A 14,987-nucleotide genomic window follows, 5' to 3' on the forward strand; every position below is an offset into this window, starting at 1 on the left:
CAAGTCGAGACGCGTGGCGGCCGATAGAAAGAGTATCGACAGTCATTACGGATTGGCCGCAGCAACCGCAGCGTCGCCGCTCACCGGCGCGGCGCGGAGGCCAGCCGATCCACCCGAGGAGTTTTCCATGTACGGTTCCAGCCGCCAGTACGCCGAGCAATATCGCAAGATGGGCATTTCCACCAGCGTCACCGATGCCGATCCGCACAAGCTGGTCGCCATGCTGTTCGCCGGCGCCTGCCAGCGCATCCGCCAGGCCCAGGCCTGCCTCGCGCAGGGCGACCAGGCACGCAAGGGCAAGGCGATCGGCGAGGCCTGCGCCATCGTCGGCCATCTCAACGGCTCGCTCGACCACGAGGCCGGCGGCGAGATCGCCGGCAATCTGTCGGCGCTCTACGACTACGTGATGCACCGGCTGACCGAAGCCAACCTGCACAACGACGATGCCGCGCTGACCGAAGCGCTGGAACTGCTCAGCGAGATCGACGCGGCCTGGGCCGCCATTCCCGCGCAGCAGCGCGAACTGGCCACGGCGAACGCGTCGTGAACATCCAGCTCGCCGACCTGCACAACGACCTGCACGAGTTGCGCGAGGTCCTGCGTGGCGACGACTACGCGCTGGCCCAGGCCATGGTCGCCGACCACGCGCGGCACCTGCAGGCGTATCTGCAGCAGGACGGCGCCGACCGCTCGCGCGAGGCATTGAAGCCGTTGCTGGCCCTGCAGCAGGCGGTGACCGCGCAGATGCGCATGGAGCGCGACCATGCCGCGGCTTGGCTGCGCAGCAGCCGCCAGTCCAGCCACGCCGCGCGGCTCTATTCGCAGGCCGGAATGCTGGGATGAACACCGGCTCGGACGGCGCGGCGCAGCACCCGGCCGACGCCGAGCTGTTCCACGACACCCTCAGTTGCGAACTGGCGCTGCCGGCGGATTTCCGCCTGGGCAACGGCGCCGGCCGGCTCGCTGCCGGCGAAGCGCTGTTGCGCAGCCTGGCGCAGATCGAGGATCTGCGCGGCGAGGACGGCAGCGACGACCGCAGCGAGTCCACCGCGCAGACCCAGCGGATGGAGGCCAAGCTCGACCTGATGCTGGTGCTGCTGGGCCGGCTGGCCCGCCAGCACGAGGATGCCCTGCCGCTGCGGCCGCTGTGCTGGTCGCGCCGGGGCGTGCGGCTGGAGCTGGGCGCGCGCTCGGGCGCCGCGGCCGGCGCCGCCGGCCTGCTGCGCCTGCAGCCCTCGGACTGGCTCCCGGACCACCTGGAACTGCCGGTACGGGTGCTGGCCGAGGCCGCCACCGCGGGCGTCGTGCAACTTTGGCTACGGTTCGAGACACAGCCGCCGGGCCTGGAAGAGGCCGTGGAACGCCACCTGTTCCGGCTGCACCGCCGGCAGATCGCCGACAGCCGGCGCGCGCGCTGAGCCGGCACACCGCCCCCCGGACCGCCGCGGCGAGGTTGGCGGCGGCGGGCGGCTCGGCTAATGTGCGGCTCTGAATAGAAGGACCTGCACCGTGCGAGTCATCATCGTCGACGATCACACCCTGGTACGCGCCGGCCTGAGCCGGCTGCTGCAGACGTTTGCGGACGTCGACGTGGTCGCCGAGGCCAGCAACGCGCAACAGGCCGTGGACCTGGCCACCCTGCACCGCCCCGACCTGGTGCTGATGGACCTGTCCCTGCCGGGGCGCAGCGGCCTGGACGCGCTCACCGACGTGCTGCACAGCTCGCCCAAGACCCGGGTGGTGATGATGTCGATGCACGACGACCCGGTGCATGTGCGCGATGCGCTGGACCGTGGCGCCACCGGCTTCGTGGTCAAGGACGCCGCCCCGCTGGAGCTGGAGCTGGCGTTGCGCGCGGCCAGCGCCAACCAGGTGTTCCTGAGCCCGCAGATCTCCTCCAAGATGATCGCGCCGATGCTCGGCCGCGAGCGCCCGGTCGGCATCGCCGCACTGTCGCCGCGGCAGCGCGAGATCCTGCGCCAGATCGGCCGCGGCCAGAGCAACAAGGAAATCGCCTCGGACCTGGGCATCAGCGTCAAGACCGTCGAGACCCACCGCGCGCGGATGATGGAATCGCTGGGCTGCCGCCGCGCCAACGATCTGGTCCTGCTGGCCGCACGCCACCAGGGCGAGCTGAGCTGAACTGGGGACGGCATCCCGACACGGGACATTGGCATGGCGCTTGCCTTAATCGGTCAGCAGGCGTGACGCTTCCGCCGGACCCCGCTGCATCAGGCATTTCGCCGTCGACTGTCCGGCGCCCACGCGCCGCATGTCGGGAAATCCCTGACACCCTGTCGGGAATTTGACTACCCTACTCAGGAACACCCCGATTCTGTTACCGTCGGGCGACAAGCACTATGCGTTCCACGGGCGCCAGAGGGTTGGCGCCGAACCGAGGAAGTCCGCATGAAGCCGACCGTTTCCGCCCAACTGGGCCAGCAACTGCATCTGACCCCGCAACTGCTGCAGTCGATCCGGCTGCTGCAGCTCGATGGCATGCAACTGGAACTGGAAATCCGCCGCGCGCTGGAGACCAATCCATTGCTTGAGTTGGAAGAGCCCGAGGGCGTGATCGAGCCGGTGGTCAAGCACGAGGATGCGGCGCTGGAAACCGCGGCATTCGACGAACTGCCCGAATCCTCGATGTGGGACATCCCGGCCGCCGGCTGGAACGACGGCGAAGACGACCGCATGCAGCGCATCGCCGCGGGCGAGTCGACCGATCCGCACCTGCGCGTGCTGCAGCGGCTGGCCCTGGAACTGCCGGCGGCGGAACTGGCGGCGGCCGCGTTCTGGCTGGAACACTGCGACGATGCCGGCTACCTGGACGGCGCGCTGGATACCCTGCAGCAACTGGCCAGCGCCCGGCTGGGCCTGTCGGTGGCGCAGGCCGAAGCCGTCCGCCAGCGCCTGCTGCACGGCGACCCGGGCGGCCTCGGCGCCTGCGACCTGCGCGAGTGCCTGCAGGCGCAGCTGAGCGACCTGCCCGGCCGCGTGCCCGGCCGCCACCTGGCCGCGCGCATCCTCGCCGGCGACCTCGACCTGCTCGCCAGCCACGACTACGCCCTGCTCGGTCGCCAGCTCGACGCCGAGACCGACGACGTGCGCGAGGCGGTGCGGCTGATCCTGTCGCTGCAGCCGCGGCCCGGCGACTGCCTGCAGCCGCAGGATCTGGGCCATGTCCTGCCGGACGTGGTCGCCTGGCACGCCGACGGCACCTGGCGTGTCGCGCTGAACCCGGCCACCACCCACCGCGTCACCGTCAACCCGATGCACGAGCGCGCCCTGGCCGAGGCCGGCGACGCCGCGCAGCCGCTGCGCGAGATGCTGCAGGAAGCGCGCTGGCTGACCCGCGGCCTGTCGATGCGCTACGAGACCCTGCTGCGCACCACCCGCGCCATCGTCGAGCGTCAGTCGGCGTTCCTGGTCAAGGGCGAGGAAGCGATGGCGCCGCTGACCCTCAAGGAAGTGGCCGAGGCGATCGGCATGCACGAGTCGACCATTTCCCGCATCACCACCGGCAAGTACCTGCAGACCCCGCGCGGCACGTTCGAGCTGAAGCACTTCTTCGCCGTGCGCCTGGAAGGCGCGGCGGTGTCCGGCCAGGCGGTGCGCGCCATGGTCCGGCGCCTGATCGAATCCGAGCCGGCGGGGCGGCCGCTGGCCGACGAGGCCATCGCCGGGCTGCTGTCGCGACAGGGCGTGAACGTGGCAAGGCGCACTGTCGCCAAGTATCGTGAACAATTGGACATCGCTCCCGCACGCGAACGCCGCCGCGGCAGCAAACCGCTGCTGGCCCGTGCGGGCTAAGGAAAAACGACGCATATGAACAAACTGTCCGTGCTTCTGGTCGACGACCACGAAGGTTTCATCAACGCCGCCATGCGCCACTTCCGCAAGCTCGACTGGATGGAAGTGATCGGCAGCGCCGCCAATGGCCTGGAGGCCATCGAGCGGTCCGAGTCGTTGCGCCCGCAGGTGGTGCTGATGGACCTGGCCATGCCCGAGATGGGCGGTCTGCAGGCCACGCGCCTGATCAAGACCCAGGATCAGGCACCCTACATCGTGATCGCCAGCCATTTCGACGATGCCGAGCACCGCGAGCACGCCATGCGCGCCGGTGCCGACAACTTCGTCAGCAAGCTGTCCTACATCCAGGAAGTGATGCCGATCCTGGAGGGACTTCGGACCGAAGGAGTGCCGGCATGAGCGAATCGCGGATCCTGGTGATCGATGACGACGCGGTGCGCGCCGAGCGGACCGTCAGCCTGCTCGAATTCATGGACCTCAACCCGCGTTGGGTCACCGACGTGGCCGACGTCCAGCCCGGCCGGCATCGGCAGACCGAGTGGATGGCGATCCTGGTCGGCGGGCTCGACGACCAGGACCAGGCCGATGCCTTCTTCGGCTGGGTGGCGCGCAGTTCGCTGCCGCCGCCGGTGCTGCTGCTCAACGGCGATGCGCAGGCCTTCGCGCAGCGCCATGGCCTGCACGAAGCCAACGTGTGGCAGTTGGAAGCGCCGCTGCGCCACGCGCAGCTGGAAACCCTGCTGCGCCGCGCCAGCCTCAAGCGCCTGGACGCCGAGCACCAGGCCGGTGCCGCGCAGGACAACGGCCCGACCGGCACCAGCGCCGCGGTGACCCGCCTGCGCCGGCTGATCGACCAGGTCGCCGCCTTCGACACCACCGTGCTGGTACTGGGCGAGTCCGGCACCGGCAAGGAAGTGGTGGCGCGGGCGATCCACCAGCAGTCGCCGCGCCGCGACGGTCCGTTCGTGGCGATCAACTGCGGCGCAATCCCGCCGGATCTGCTGGAAAGCGAACTGTTCGGCCACGAAAAGGGGTCCTTCACCGGCGCGCTGAGCGCGCGCAAGGGCCGTTTCGAGATGGCCGAGGGGGGCACCCTGCTGCTCGACGAGATCGGCGACATGAGCCTGCCGATGCAGGTCAAGTTGTTGCGCGTCCTGCAGGAGCGCAGCTTCGAGCGGGTCGGCGGCAACGTGACCATCCGCTGCAACGTGCGGGTGATCGCCGCGACCCACCGCAACCTGGAAGAACGCATCGCCGGCAACCAGTTCCGCGAGGACCTGTTCTACCGGCTCAACGTGTTCCCGATCGAGATGCCGGCGTTGCGCGAACGCAGCGACGACCTGCCGGCGCTGGTGCACACCATCGCCGCGCAACTGGCGCGGACCGGACGCGGCGAAGTGCGCTTCTCCGAAGAGGCCTTGCAGGCGCTGCGCAGCTACGAGTGGCCGGGCAACGTGCGCGAGCTGACCAATCTGGTCGAGCGCCTGGCGGTGCTGCACCCGGGCGGTCTGGTGCGGGTGCAGGACCTGCCGGCACGCTACCGCGGCGACTTCGCCTCGTCCATCGACGTCTCGGCCCCGCCGGCGCCGATCGCAACGGATCCGCGGCGGGTGCCCAACGTGGTCGACCTGCACGTCGGCGGCAAGCCGGGAACGGACGCGGATGCCCCGGCCCAGGCCGCGGCGACGCTGCCGGAAAGCGGCCTGGACCTGCGCGGGCACATGGCCAACATCGAGCTGGCGCTGATCAACGAGGCGCTGGAGCGCACCCAGGGCGTGGTTGCGCATGCGGCGCAGCTGCTGGGCCTGCGGCGCACCACCCTGGTCGAGAAGCTGCGCAAGTACGGCATCGACCGCGACCAGACCGAACTGGCTAGCTGAGCCGGCGCACGGCGTCGGGTGCGGCCGCACCCGACGCGCCCCTTGTCCCTCGGAACGCCACGCCCTCTTCCCTTTCCTCGTCACCTGCCGGTCCGACGCGGGCGCTGTCGCAGCGCGCGCGCTCGCGGCGGCCAAGCCAGGTTTCGCCTGCACCGCATCCCGATCGGCACCGCCGGCAGTGGACAGGCACCTTTGGCATGTGGCTTGCTTCACGTTTCCACAGCACCGGGCGGCACGTTCCGCACCGGGGACTTCCACCCGTCGCCAGGCAGGTCCCATGTCCATCCCCGTCACCAGTCCGCTGCTGCCGCCCCTGGAGGCGTTCGTCCCCTACCTGGAGCAGATCTGGCGCAGCCGCATCCTGACCAACGGCGGCGACATGCACCGCGCACTGGAGAAGGCGCTGGCCGAATATCTGGGGGTCAATCACCTGGCACTGCTGACCAACGGCACCCTGGCGCTGCTGACCGCGCTGCAGGCGCTGCGCATCACCGGCGAGGTGATCACCACGCCATACTCGTTCGTCGCCACCGCGCATTCGCTGCTGTGGCGCGGCATCAAGCCGGTGTTCGTGGACATCGATCCGCAGACCATGAACCTGGATCCGCTCAAGATCGAGGCGGCGATCACCCCGCACACCACCGCGATCATGCCGGTGCACTGCTATGGCACGCCTTGCGACACCAGCGCGATCGAGCGTATCGCCGATACCTACAACCTCAAGGTCATCTACGACGCCGCGCATGCGTTCGGGGTCAAGGACGCCGGCGGCTCGATCCTGCGCCACGGCGACCTCAGCGTGCTCAGCTTCCACGCCACCAAGGTGTTCAACACCTTCGAGGGCGGCGCCATCGTCTGCCCGGACGCCAAGACCTACCAGCGCATCAGCCGCCTGAAGAACTTCGGCTTCGTCGACGAGACCACGGTGGTGGCCACCGGCATCAACGGCAAGATGAGCGAGATCAACGCCGCCTTCGGGCTGCTGCAACTGCAGCACATCGACGACGCACTGGCGCAGCGCGGGGCGATCGACGCGCAGTACCGTCGGCGCCTGGCGCAGGTGCCGGGGATCCGCTGCCTGGCGCCGCGGGAACCGGGACTGTCCAACTACGCCTCGTTCCCGATCCTGGTCGAGGACGCCTTCCCGCTGGTGCGCGACGAACTGCACCGGCTGCTGCGCAGCCACGACATTCTGGTGCGCCGCTATTTCTACCCGCTGATCAGCGACTTCCCGATGTACCGCGGCCTGCCCTCCTCGGCCCCGGCCGGCCTGCCGGTGGCGCGGCAGATGGCCGAGCGCGTGCTGTGCCTGCCGATCTTTCCCGGACTGGCGGCCGAGCAGGTGGACGCCATCGTCGACCTGATCGCCGCGGCGGGCGGCGTCATGCCCGCGCGCCCTTCCTCTTCCGCTAGCATCACCGCCCCTCCCTCCTTCGCCCAACCCGTGGAACCCGCAGCATGAGCCAAGACACGTTTATCGAGAATTTCCTGTCCGCGACCGATTTTCAGAATCCGGTCGAGGTGACCATGGACACGGTGCTGCGCGAACTGCCGGAATGGGATTCGCTGGCCGCACTGGGTGTGATCGTGATGTTCGATACGGACTACGGCAAGACCATCACCGGCGAGCACCTGGCCGCCGTGGTCACCCTGGGCGATCTGTACAAGCTGACAGGGGCGTAACATGCCGACCTCCACGCTGCGTAACGTACGCTTCGCCGGCATGGCGACCTGCGTTCCCAAGCGCGTCGTCTCCAATCTCACCGATTGCCGGCCGCAGATCCGCTCTGAGCGCGAGCGGCTGGTGCGCAATATCGGCATCGAGACGCGGCGCATGGCCGCCGAATGGCAGTGCTTCTCCGATCTGGCCTTCGACGCGGCGCAAGTACTGCTGGAGCGCCTGCAGTGGCAGCGTGAGGAGGTCGATGCGTTGATCGTGGTCACCCAGTCGCCGGACTACCCGATCCCGGCCACGGCGATCATCCTGCAGGACCGCCTGGGCCTGTCGCACGCCACCATCGCCTTCGACGTCAACCTGGGCTGCTCGGCCTACCCGTTCGGCATCAACCTGCTCGGCTCGATGATCGCCGCTGGCGGCGTCAAGAAAGGCTTGCTGCTGGTCGGCGACCGCAGTGCCAACCTCGAGGACCCGATCTTCTCCGACTCCGGTACCGCCACCGCACTGGAATTCAGTGCCGACGCCGCGCCGATGCACTTCGACCTCAATAGCGATGGCAGCGGTTACCGCGCGATCATCCTGCCGGTCGGCGGCCACCGCGAACCGGTCGGAGTGCAGCACCTGATCCCGTACCGAGCCGACGAGCACGACCGCTGGCACCGTGGTACCGACCTGCAACTGGACGGCGTGGCGGTACTGAGCTTCTCCACCCAGCGGGTGCCGCCGGCGGTGCAGAAGCTGCTCGACTACAGCGGCGTGTCCAAGGACGAGGTCGATTACTTCGTGTTCCACCAGGCCAACCGGATGATCAACGAGACCATCCGCAAGAAGCTCGGCCTGCCGCCGGAAAAGGTGCCCTCCACCTTGCACGATTTCGGCAACACCAGCGGCGCCTCGCTGCCGGTGACCATGACCGCGCGGATCAACAGAGAACTGGAAGAAGGCGGCAAGCGCGTGCTGTTGTGCGGCTTCGGCATCGGCCTCTCCTGGGGAAGCTGCCTGGTCGATATCGACGGCGCGGTGTTTCCGGATCTCATCGAGTCGTGAGTCCTGTGACCGATCCATTCTCGCTCGAAGGCAAGCGCATCCTGGTCACCGGTGCCTCCTCCGGCATCGGCCGCCAGGTCGCCCTCTGCTGCGCGCAGATGGGCGCGCAGGTCCTCATTACGGGAAGACACCAGGACCGGCTCGCATCCACGCTGGACGATATGCCTGCTGGCGGGCATGCATCGATCCAGGCGGATCTGGACCGGCAAGAGGACATCGATCGACTGGTGGCCGAGTGCGGCCTCCTGCATGGTGTGGTCAACGCGGCCGGGATTTCTCGCTTGGTACCGGTGCGATTGATCAATCGTTCGCACCTAGAAGACACCTTTTCAAGCAATACATTCGCACCTACCCTGTTGACGCGGGGGTTACTGGCGAAGAAGCGTATCGCCGCCGGCGGGTCCCTCGTGTTCATCTCATCGGTGGCTTCACATATCGGCCCCATGGCCAGCAGCGCTTACGCCTCCAGCAAAAGCGCCCTGCTCGGCATGGTGCGATCGCTTGCCCAGGAGGTCGGCAAGCACGGCATCCGCGCCAACTGCATTGCGCCTGGCTACGTTCGCACGCCATTGCTGGAAGGACTTCAGGGCAGTGGAGGCAACATGGAAGGTCTGTTCAAGCTGACGCCATTGGACATGGGGGAACCGGAAGACGTCGCGTATGCGGCAGTCTTCTTTCTAGCCGACGCAAGCCGCTGGATCACCCGCAACTACTTCATCGTCGATGGCGGCCTGACCGTCCCCATGGACATCTACGCATGAAGAATCCGACGCTCGCTGCATTCTCGCTCCATGAAAAGACCATTCTGGTCACCGGCGCGTCCTCCGGTCTGGGACGGCAGATCGCCATCGCCTGCGCCAGACGCGGCGCGCGCATGGTCCTCACCGGGCGCAACGCGGAACGTCTCGACGAGACATTGGGCCAACTTGAGGGTGATGGCCATCTTCGCGTCGTCTCCGACCTGACCCACTCCGACCAGCGCGAAACGCTGGTACGCGAGGCGGGCGAGGCCATCCACGGCGTTGTGCATTGTGCAGCCGTGCAAAAGCATTGCCCGATCAGGCAACTGACCGAGGCCGCGATGACCGACATCTACACGACCAATTTTCTGGCGCCAGTGATGCTTACGCAACGCCTGCTCCAGGCCAATGCCATCGTCCCGCAAGGCTCGATCGTGTTCATGCTGTCCACCGCGGCGCATCTTGGGACACGTGGCGTCGGCCCCTACTCGGCCATGAAGGCCGGCCTGGTCGGCATCATCAAATGCCTGGCGCTGGAGCAGGCCAAGCGCAGAATTCGCGTCAACGGGATTTCTCCATCCGCAGTCGCCACGCCCATGTGGAGCACGGAACAACTCGAAGCGCAGAAATCCAGGCATCCGTTAGGACTGGGCGAGCCCCAGGACGTGGCCAATGCAGCGGTGTATCTGCTAGCGGACGCGAGCCGTTGGGTGACTGGAACGAGCCTGGTCATGGATGGCGGGTCCATCCTGTGACCCACCCGGTACTCATCATCGGCGCAGGTGGCTGGGGACGCGAAGTGCTGGCGCAGATGCTTGGCGACCCGGACTGCGGAACGAAATGGCAGCCGCAGGGCTTCCTGGATACCCGCCCACATGTTCTCGATGGCACCGATTGCAAATTGCCCATCGTAGGCGAGCCCGCCGCGCACCATCCACTCCCGGAACAACGCTTCGTCTGCGCGATTGGAGATCCACACGCCCGCGAGCGGTATGCAACACCGCTACTGGAAAAAAACGCAGAGTTCATTCCGATCATTACCGGGGCCTTCCTTAGTCCGCAGGTCCATATCGGCGTGGGTTGCATTCTCTGCCATCGTGTTCAGCTCAGCCCCAACGTACGGCTGGGCGATTTCGCCAACATCCACGCCAACACCATGCTCGGGCACGACGTGCAGGTGGGGCGTTATGCCCAGATCGGAGCGATGACGTTCGTCGGTGGAGGCGCATCCATTGGCGACTACGCCACGGTGCATCCGCATGCCACCATTCTGCCTGGCATCCGAATCGGCGATGGCGCCATCATCGGCGCAGGATCGGTTGTAGTGAAGGACGTCCCCGACGGTGCAAGCGTGTTCGGCAATCCTGCGAAGCTGATCTTTAGCAAAGATTCTTGAGAGACCCTGCCCCGATGCTTTCACGAATGCAGCCACGCTACTACCTGTCCCAGGACATCTTCGCGCTCGAGCAACGCAAGATCTTTCGCAAGCTGTGGATCTTCGCTGGCCTGAAAACGCTGCTTCCCGAGAACAACTGCTTCATCACCCGCAAGATCGGCGGAGTGCCGGTCGTCATCCAGAATTTCCAGGGGAGGCTGCGTGCGTTCGAGAACGTCTGTCTACACCGAAGCGCGATGCTGCAGACCGCGGCAGTGGGAAGGCGGCCGTTGGTATGCCCTTACCATGCCTGGAAGTACGATGCGGATGGCTGTGTCGCCAACATTCCCGATTGCGAGGCAGTGTACGGCTTCAGCGACGCGGAAAAACGCGGTATGAAGCTACGCGAGTTCGCGCTGCGCGAGGTGGGAAACCTGTTGTTCGTCAACGTCGACGACTCCCCCCTGCCTTTCGAATCGCAGTTTTCTCCAGACTTCTTGATGTCGCTTGAGAGCAGCTCCAATGCCTACGATACCGAAGTGATGGTGACCACGTGGCATGGCCGCTTCAACTGGAAACTGGCGTACGAAAACTTGCGCGACGCCAATCACCCTCGCTTCGTTCACCCCAAAAGCCTTGCCAAGACCGTCGACTTCGTCGCACACGTCGACCGCGCGCTGCTGGAAGAAACCAAGTTGCCGCTGGCCGACACATCCGTCGCCGGACTGCGAAAGGAAATGTCGCGATTCAGCACCGGCGGCGCCGACGCCGCCATTCATGGCATGAAGCACTTCGGGTGGCACGAGAAAGTGGACCGCTGGGGCGATCAGGATGTCTACTACAACTGGCTGACGTTCCCGAACATGCACATCGCCAGCGCCAACGGCGGGCACTCGTTCACGCTGGAAAATCACATTCCGATCTCCGCAAACCAGACGGATGTCGAAATCTACTGGTTCACGGCACGAAAAAGACAAGCCTATGCCGGATCGCACCAGGTGCTACTCGCACAGATGCACGGCAGCAAGCTAGTCGTCGGCGAAGACATCGAGATCATGGAACAAGTTCAGGCGGCGCTGCACACGGATGCGCCAGTGCCTCAGCAAGGCGACTATGAGGCGTTCAATCGGCTGATCGAGCGCTGGTACACCACCATGATGGAGAAGAACGATGGAATCTAAGTGGATCGTGGGTGGTGGCCCCTTTCTCGATCTGGTTTTCCGCATGTGGCAGCAGGCCCGGCCCGATCAGCCATTGCAACGGCTGGAGGTTCCACAGGGCCCCGACTACCGTTTCGACTTTTCCGCTCTCGACGTTATTGCCGCGGACAACGGTGGGGTTTTCGTGGCATTCGATCAACGCTTCGGAAACTTCAAACGCATGGAACTGATGCAGGCGGTGATGGAACGTGGGTGGCGCATGGATCCATTCGTGCATCCGACCGCGGTCGTCGACAAAGGCACCAGCATCGGACCGAACAGCTTCATCGGTCCCGCCACCGTGGTCGATCCTGACTGCAAGATCGACTACAACACCGTGATCCTGTCCGGTGCGCACGTCGGCTACGGCAGCCGCATCAAATCTTCGTGCTGGCTCGACCACGGTGTCCATCTGGCGGATAACGTCGAACTCGGCAGCCATTGCACGCTGCACTGTGGCGTCATCCTGCAGCATGGAATCAAGGTGGGCAGAGGCTGCGAACTCGGGTGGCCGCAAGTGTACCGTCACGACATCCCCCCAAGAACCGTGTTCGACAGCCGCTACGATGAACCCATCCACGTCTACGGCAAGTAAACCGCTACGCTAGCATCCGCGAATCCCGATACTGAGCGATTTGCTGTGCCGCGCAATCGAAGCGGCTGCGTTGTTTCGTGGACTACCGCTAGAGCATGCGTCATGCCGTGACTTAGGGCTGGGATGTATGCACGGCGCCCACCTAGCGCGCTTCGCTACGATCGAAGATGGGTGCTTCGCGCCGTAATCTGTGGCCCCTAGTGATGCGACACCCGTTGCTCTGTCTTCCCAACATGTGCGCCTGTGAGCGCACCCTTTTTGAGTGAGCCCATGAACGACTCTGTGGCCGCGCTTCAGCGCGAAGCGGACCTGATCGACGACTGCAAGCGCGCCGGCGGCGCAATTTTCCTGGCTCCCAGCTCCAGCCTCGGCAGCCTCTTCGCGGCCCGTGCGGCCGCCCTGATCGCCGAGCGCGCGCCCGGCACTCGCATCGTGGCTCTCGACGATCTGCTACACGAACGCCGCATCGCCAATGCGGGTTTCGACGACGTGCGGCCGACCAGCGCGTTCCTACGCGATCCGGATTTGGCCGGGTTACCCTCGATCAACTGTGCGTACATGCCAGCCTCTTGGCTGCACTTCGATCAACTACAGCGGCTGAGCCATGGCCGCGGCATCGATCTGCCGCAGCTGATGTACGCACTGGACATGCCGCTGGTGTATCAGACCGGGCGGGTGACACGGGAGCAGACCCTGGCGCATGCCGCACAGTTCGAGGCCCTGCGCACGCGCTTCGCCGACGGGCTGAGCGTTCGTACGCTGGATGCGGTGCTGCGGATGCGCATGGACGGGGACCGACGGCCACTGTTGGACGTGCTCTGCCCCGTGGAGCAGGAGTACTACTCGGTGTATTCGGCTGTGGAGCATCCGCTGCGAATCGGCGCAGACGAACACTACGTGGACATCGGCGCATATCGCGGCGACACGGTGAAGAAGTTTCGGGCTGCGGCGCGACACGACTATGCAGCCATCCACGCGTTTGAGCCGGATCCGGCCAACTTCGCCGCACTGCAGCATGGATTGGGAGAAGACGGCGGTCGCACCACCCTGTACAACGCGGCGGTCGCCGATGTCGCCGGGACCATGGCGTTCGATGCCCAGGGCACCATGGGCAGCCGGTTAGACGGACGCGGCGACGCGCGCGTGGATTGCGTGCGTTTGGACGACCTGGTCGAACACGTCAGCGTCCTGAAGATGGATGTGGAAGGCGCAGAGGCCAAGGTATTGCGCGGCGCCACCGAGCTGATCCGGCGCTGCCGTCCGCGTATGGCCATTACCGGCTATCACCACGCGCTTGACCTATTGGACATCGTTGCCGAATTGAATCGGATCCTGCCGGACGCCAGACTGCGCCTGCGCCAGTACTCGCTATATTTCTACGACACAGTGCTTTACGTGGAATGACACAGATAGGAAATGGCGCGACTCCCGCCGCATCGAGAGGACGCGGCGGCATCTCTTTAGAGATGCCGCCACGCCTTCAATTCCGACGAAAATTTCAATCAAAAATCAGGACTAAATAAAAATTGTTCAACCTACCGTCAGTTGACATACCAGCGCATCGCATAGACATACTTCGACTTCGCAACGACATCGCCGATCCCAAGCCTCATATCAGCCTCAGCATATTCCCCTGAGGCATCGATAAGAAAACAGGCAGAAAAAGGCGGATTACTGGGTTCGCCAAAAATGGCCTCACAGGACCTAAATATCAATAGTAACTACCACCTGTATTTACAATTCCAGCCGAATTTCCCGGAAACACATTTTGCCCCTTTCCATTCACCCAAACACCGCCGTTTACATAGACTTTATACCGCGTTCCTGTCGCTGCTCCAGAAAATGTAAATGTGTTGTCACCGCCATTTATGCCACCAACCCGGCCAATGTCAGCGAAGGCGATAGTAAAATTCGGCGTACCTGTCAGGTTAACAGTGATACTGCCAAGGATCAGTTGACCGCCATCGTACACCCCATAATGGGTGGTACCACCGCCAGTAATACTATAATTACCTGACACGTAGCAGACACCATTGGTCGCTACTGTGATTTGGGAACCGGTGACCGCTGCAAACACGTGACCACCCAAAAAACTACAAGACGCTCTGTTCCCAATCACTATGCCGTTTACTGTTGCGCCGCCGCCAAACGTAAAACCAGACACGAGTACCCTGCTGGCGTCAGTCACCGTAAGGATCCATCCCGCAGTATTACGCCAAATCGCAGACGTACTGCCTACAAACCGAACGATGCCACCGGCCACATTGCCGACCACAACGTTTTCTACATAGGTCCCGTCTGCGACATTGATGAATACTGTATAGCCGCATAGCGAATAACGAGTCCGCGCGACATCTACAGCATGCTGAATGGTCTGGAATGCCGTCGCAGCGCTCAATCCGTCATTGGAGTCACTGCCGGCATTGGAGACATACAAAGACAAATCCTGAGTCAATGCGACGGCATAAGTAACGTAGCCATTCGCGCTAGTCCCCATCGCGAACCGCCCTTCATCACTGATGAAATATGGCTCACGGGCCGCAAGTTCACCGGCCGTCGCTGCAGCGTCAAAATCCGCACGCGTACCAGCTTTCACGTAGATATTGGCACCCGAGATTGCATTCGACATAAATAAATTCCTTGATATTTAGTTAAGAAGT

General features: G+C 64.6%; 17 protein-coding genes. 16 read left to right on the forward strand and 1 reads right to left on the reverse strand.

What is annotated here, in order from left to right; all coding sequences use genetic code 11:
- Positions 1 to 127: 127 nt before the first annotated feature.
- From fliS to RAB70_RS14065, 16 genes are all read left to right on the forward strand, one after another.
- The gene (gene fliS / locus RAB70_RS13990; protein ID WP_010341674.1) at positions 128 to 547 is read left to right on the forward strand and encodes a flagellar export chaperone FliS; all 420 of its coding nucleotides are present in this window, start codon (positions 128 to 130) and stop codon (positions 545 to 547) included.
- Positions 544 to 843 (forward strand): hypothetical protein, encoded by a 300-nt coding sequence (locus RAB70_RS13995; RefSeq protein ID WP_017909625.1) that lies wholly within the window; start codon positions 544 to 546, stop codon positions 841 to 843. Before fliS ends, RAB70_RS13995 begins: the two co-directional genes overlap by 4 nt.
- A complete protein-coding gene (locus RAB70_RS14000) occupies positions 840 to 1,418 on the forward strand; it encodes a PilZ domain-containing protein (protein ID WP_148829020.1) in 579 nt (192 codons plus the stop codon). Before RAB70_RS13995 ends, RAB70_RS14000 begins: the two co-directional genes overlap by 4 nt.
- Positions 1,419 to 1,509: 91 nt before the next feature.
- A complete protein-coding gene (locus tag RAB70_RS14005; RefSeq protein ID WP_017908534.1) occupies positions 1,510 to 2,142 on the forward strand; it encodes a response regulator transcription factor in 633 nt (210 codons plus the stop codon).
- Positions 2,143 to 2,409: 267 nt separating this feature from the next.
- Complete coding sequence (rpoN, locus tag RAB70_RS14010) at positions 2,410 to 3,813, forward strand: RNA polymerase factor sigma-54 (RefSeq protein ID WP_148829019.1); 1,404 nt, start codon at positions 2,410 to 2,412, stop codon at positions 3,811 to 3,813.
- A 15-nt stretch (positions 3,814 to 3,828) separates the two neighbouring features.
- Positions 3,829 to 4,212 (forward strand): response regulator transcription factor, encoded by a 384-nt coding sequence (locus RAB70_RS14015; protein ID WP_010341669.1) that lies wholly within the window; start codon positions 3,829 to 3,831, stop codon positions 4,210 to 4,212.
- Positions 4,209 to 5,693 carry a sigma-54 dependent transcriptional regulator gene (locus RAB70_RS14020; protein ID WP_017908532.1) on the forward strand — a complete coding sequence of 495 codons (1,485 nt, stop codon included), beginning with the start codon at positions 4,209 to 4,211 and terminating at the stop codon, positions 5,691 to 5,693. Before RAB70_RS14015 ends, RAB70_RS14020 begins: the two co-directional genes overlap by 4 nt.
- 277 nt (positions 5,694 to 5,970) lie before the next feature.
- A complete protein-coding gene (locus tag RAB70_RS14025; RefSeq protein ID WP_043091967.1) occupies positions 5,971 to 7,155 on the forward strand; it encodes a DegT/DnrJ/EryC1/StrS aminotransferase family protein in 1,185 nt (394 codons plus the stop codon).
- Positions 7,152 to 7,376 (forward strand): acyl carrier protein, encoded by a 225-nt coding sequence (locus RAB70_RS14030; protein WP_148829018.1) that lies wholly within the window; start codon positions 7,152 to 7,154, stop codon positions 7,374 to 7,376. The genes RAB70_RS14025 and RAB70_RS14030 overlap by 4 nt, the downstream gene beginning before the upstream one ends.
- Before the next feature lies 1 nt (position 7,377).
- The gene (locus RAB70_RS14035) at positions 7,378 to 8,418 is read left to right on the forward strand and encodes a ketoacyl-ACP synthase III (protein ID WP_148829017.1); all 1,041 of its coding nucleotides are present in this window, start codon (positions 7,378 to 7,380) and stop codon (positions 8,416 to 8,418) included.
- Positions 8,415 to 9,179 (forward strand): SDR family NAD(P)-dependent oxidoreductase, encoded by a 765-nt coding sequence (locus RAB70_RS14040; protein ID WP_148829016.1) that lies wholly within the window; start codon positions 8,415 to 8,417, stop codon positions 9,177 to 9,179. The genes RAB70_RS14035 and RAB70_RS14040 overlap by 4 nt, the downstream gene beginning before the upstream one ends.
- On the forward strand, positions 9,176 to 9,913 hold the full coding sequence (locus RAB70_RS14045; protein ID WP_148829015.1) for an SDR family NAD(P)-dependent oxidoreductase: 738 nt from the start codon (positions 9,176 to 9,178) through the stop codon (positions 9,911 to 9,913). Before RAB70_RS14040 ends, RAB70_RS14045 begins: the two co-directional genes overlap by 4 nt.
- A complete protein-coding gene (locus RAB70_RS14050; protein ID WP_148829014.1) occupies positions 9,910 to 10,554 on the forward strand; it encodes an acetyltransferase in 645 nt (214 codons plus the stop codon). The genes RAB70_RS14045 and RAB70_RS14050 overlap by 4 nt, the downstream gene beginning before the upstream one ends.
- Before the next feature lie 14 nt (positions 10,555 to 10,568).
- The gene (locus RAB70_RS14055) at positions 10,569 to 11,714 is read left to right on the forward strand and encodes a Rieske 2Fe-2S domain-containing protein (protein ID WP_148829013.1); all 1,146 of its coding nucleotides are present in this window, start codon (positions 10,569 to 10,571) and stop codon (positions 11,712 to 11,714) included.
- Entirely contained in the window at positions 11,704 to 12,327 is a 624-nt protein-coding gene (locus RAB70_RS14060) for a UDP-3-O-(3-hydroxymyristoyl)glucosamine N-acyltransferase (RefSeq protein WP_148829012.1), read from the forward strand. Before RAB70_RS14055 ends, RAB70_RS14060 begins: the two co-directional genes overlap by 11 nt.
- A 270-nt stretch (positions 12,328 to 12,597) precedes the next feature.
- A complete protein-coding gene (locus tag RAB70_RS14065) occupies positions 12,598 to 13,731 on the forward strand; it encodes an FkbM family methyltransferase (RefSeq protein ID WP_148829011.1) in 1,134 nt (377 codons plus the stop codon).
- Positions 13,732 to 14,038: 307 nt separating this feature from the next.
- Here RAB70_RS14065 and RAB70_RS14070 read toward each other — a convergent pair whose 3' ends face one another.
- On the reverse strand, positions 14,039 to 14,956 hold the full coding sequence (locus RAB70_RS14070) for a hypothetical protein (protein ID WP_148829010.1): 918 nt from the start codon (positions 14,954 to 14,956) through the stop codon (positions 14,039 to 14,041).
- Between the last annotated feature and the right edge of the window lie 31 nt (positions 14,957 to 14,987).

Source organism: Xanthomonas sontii (assembly GCF_040529055.1).
In the GTDB taxonomy this organism is placed as follows: Bacteria; Pseudomonadota; Gammaproteobacteria; order Xanthomonadales; family Xanthomonadaceae; genus Xanthomonas_A; species Xanthomonas_A sontii.

Excerpts from the sequence above, each read along its gene's own strand:
- fliS (WP_010341674.1), top strand. The coding sequence starts at position 128 with ATGTACGGTTCCAGCCGCCAGTACGCCGAGCAATATCGCAAGATGGGC.
- RAB70_RS14000 (WP_148829020.1), top strand. The coding sequence starts at position 840 with ATGAACACCGGCTCGGACGGCGCGGCGCAGCACCCGGCCGACGCCGAG.
- rpoN (WP_148829019.1), top strand. The coding sequence starts at position 2,410 with ATGAAGCCGACCGTTTCCGCCCAACTGGGCCAGCAACTGCATCTGACC.
- RAB70_RS14015 (WP_010341669.1), top strand. The coding sequence starts at position 3,829 with ATGAACAAACTGTCCGTGCTTCTGGTCGACGACCACGAAGGTTTCATC.
- RAB70_RS14020 (WP_017908532.1), top strand. The coding sequence starts at position 4,209 with ATGAGCGAATCGCGGATCCTGGTGATCGATGACGACGCGGTGCGCGCC.
- RAB70_RS14025 (WP_043091967.1), top strand. The coding sequence starts at position 5,971 with ATGTCCATCCCCGTCACCAGTCCGCTGCTGCCGCCCCTGGAGGCGTTC.
- RAB70_RS14030 (WP_148829018.1), top strand. The coding sequence starts at position 7,152 with ATGAGCCAAGACACGTTTATCGAGAATTTCCTGTCCGCGACCGATTTT.
- RAB70_RS14035 (WP_148829017.1), top strand. The coding sequence starts at position 7,378 with ATGCCGACCTCCACGCTGCGTAACGTACGCTTCGCCGGCATGGCGACC.
- RAB70_RS14045 (WP_148829015.1), top strand. The coding sequence starts at position 9,176 with ATGAAGAATCCGACGCTCGCTGCATTCTCGCTCCATGAAAAGACCATT.
- RAB70_RS14055 (WP_148829013.1), top strand. The coding sequence starts at position 10,569 with ATGCTTTCACGAATGCAGCCACGCTACTACCTGTCCCAGGACATCTTC.
- RAB70_RS14060 (WP_148829012.1), top strand. The coding sequence starts at position 11,704 with ATGGAATCTAAGTGGATCGTGGGTGGTGGCCCCTTTCTCGATCTGGTT.
- RAB70_RS14065 (WP_148829011.1), top strand. The coding sequence starts at position 12,598 with ATGAACGACTCTGTGGCCGCGCTTCAGCGCGAAGCGGACCTGATCGAC.
- RAB70_RS14070 (WP_148829010.1), bottom strand. The coding sequence starts at position 14,956 with ATGTCGAATGCAATCTCGGGTGCCAATATCTACGTGAAAGCTGGTACG.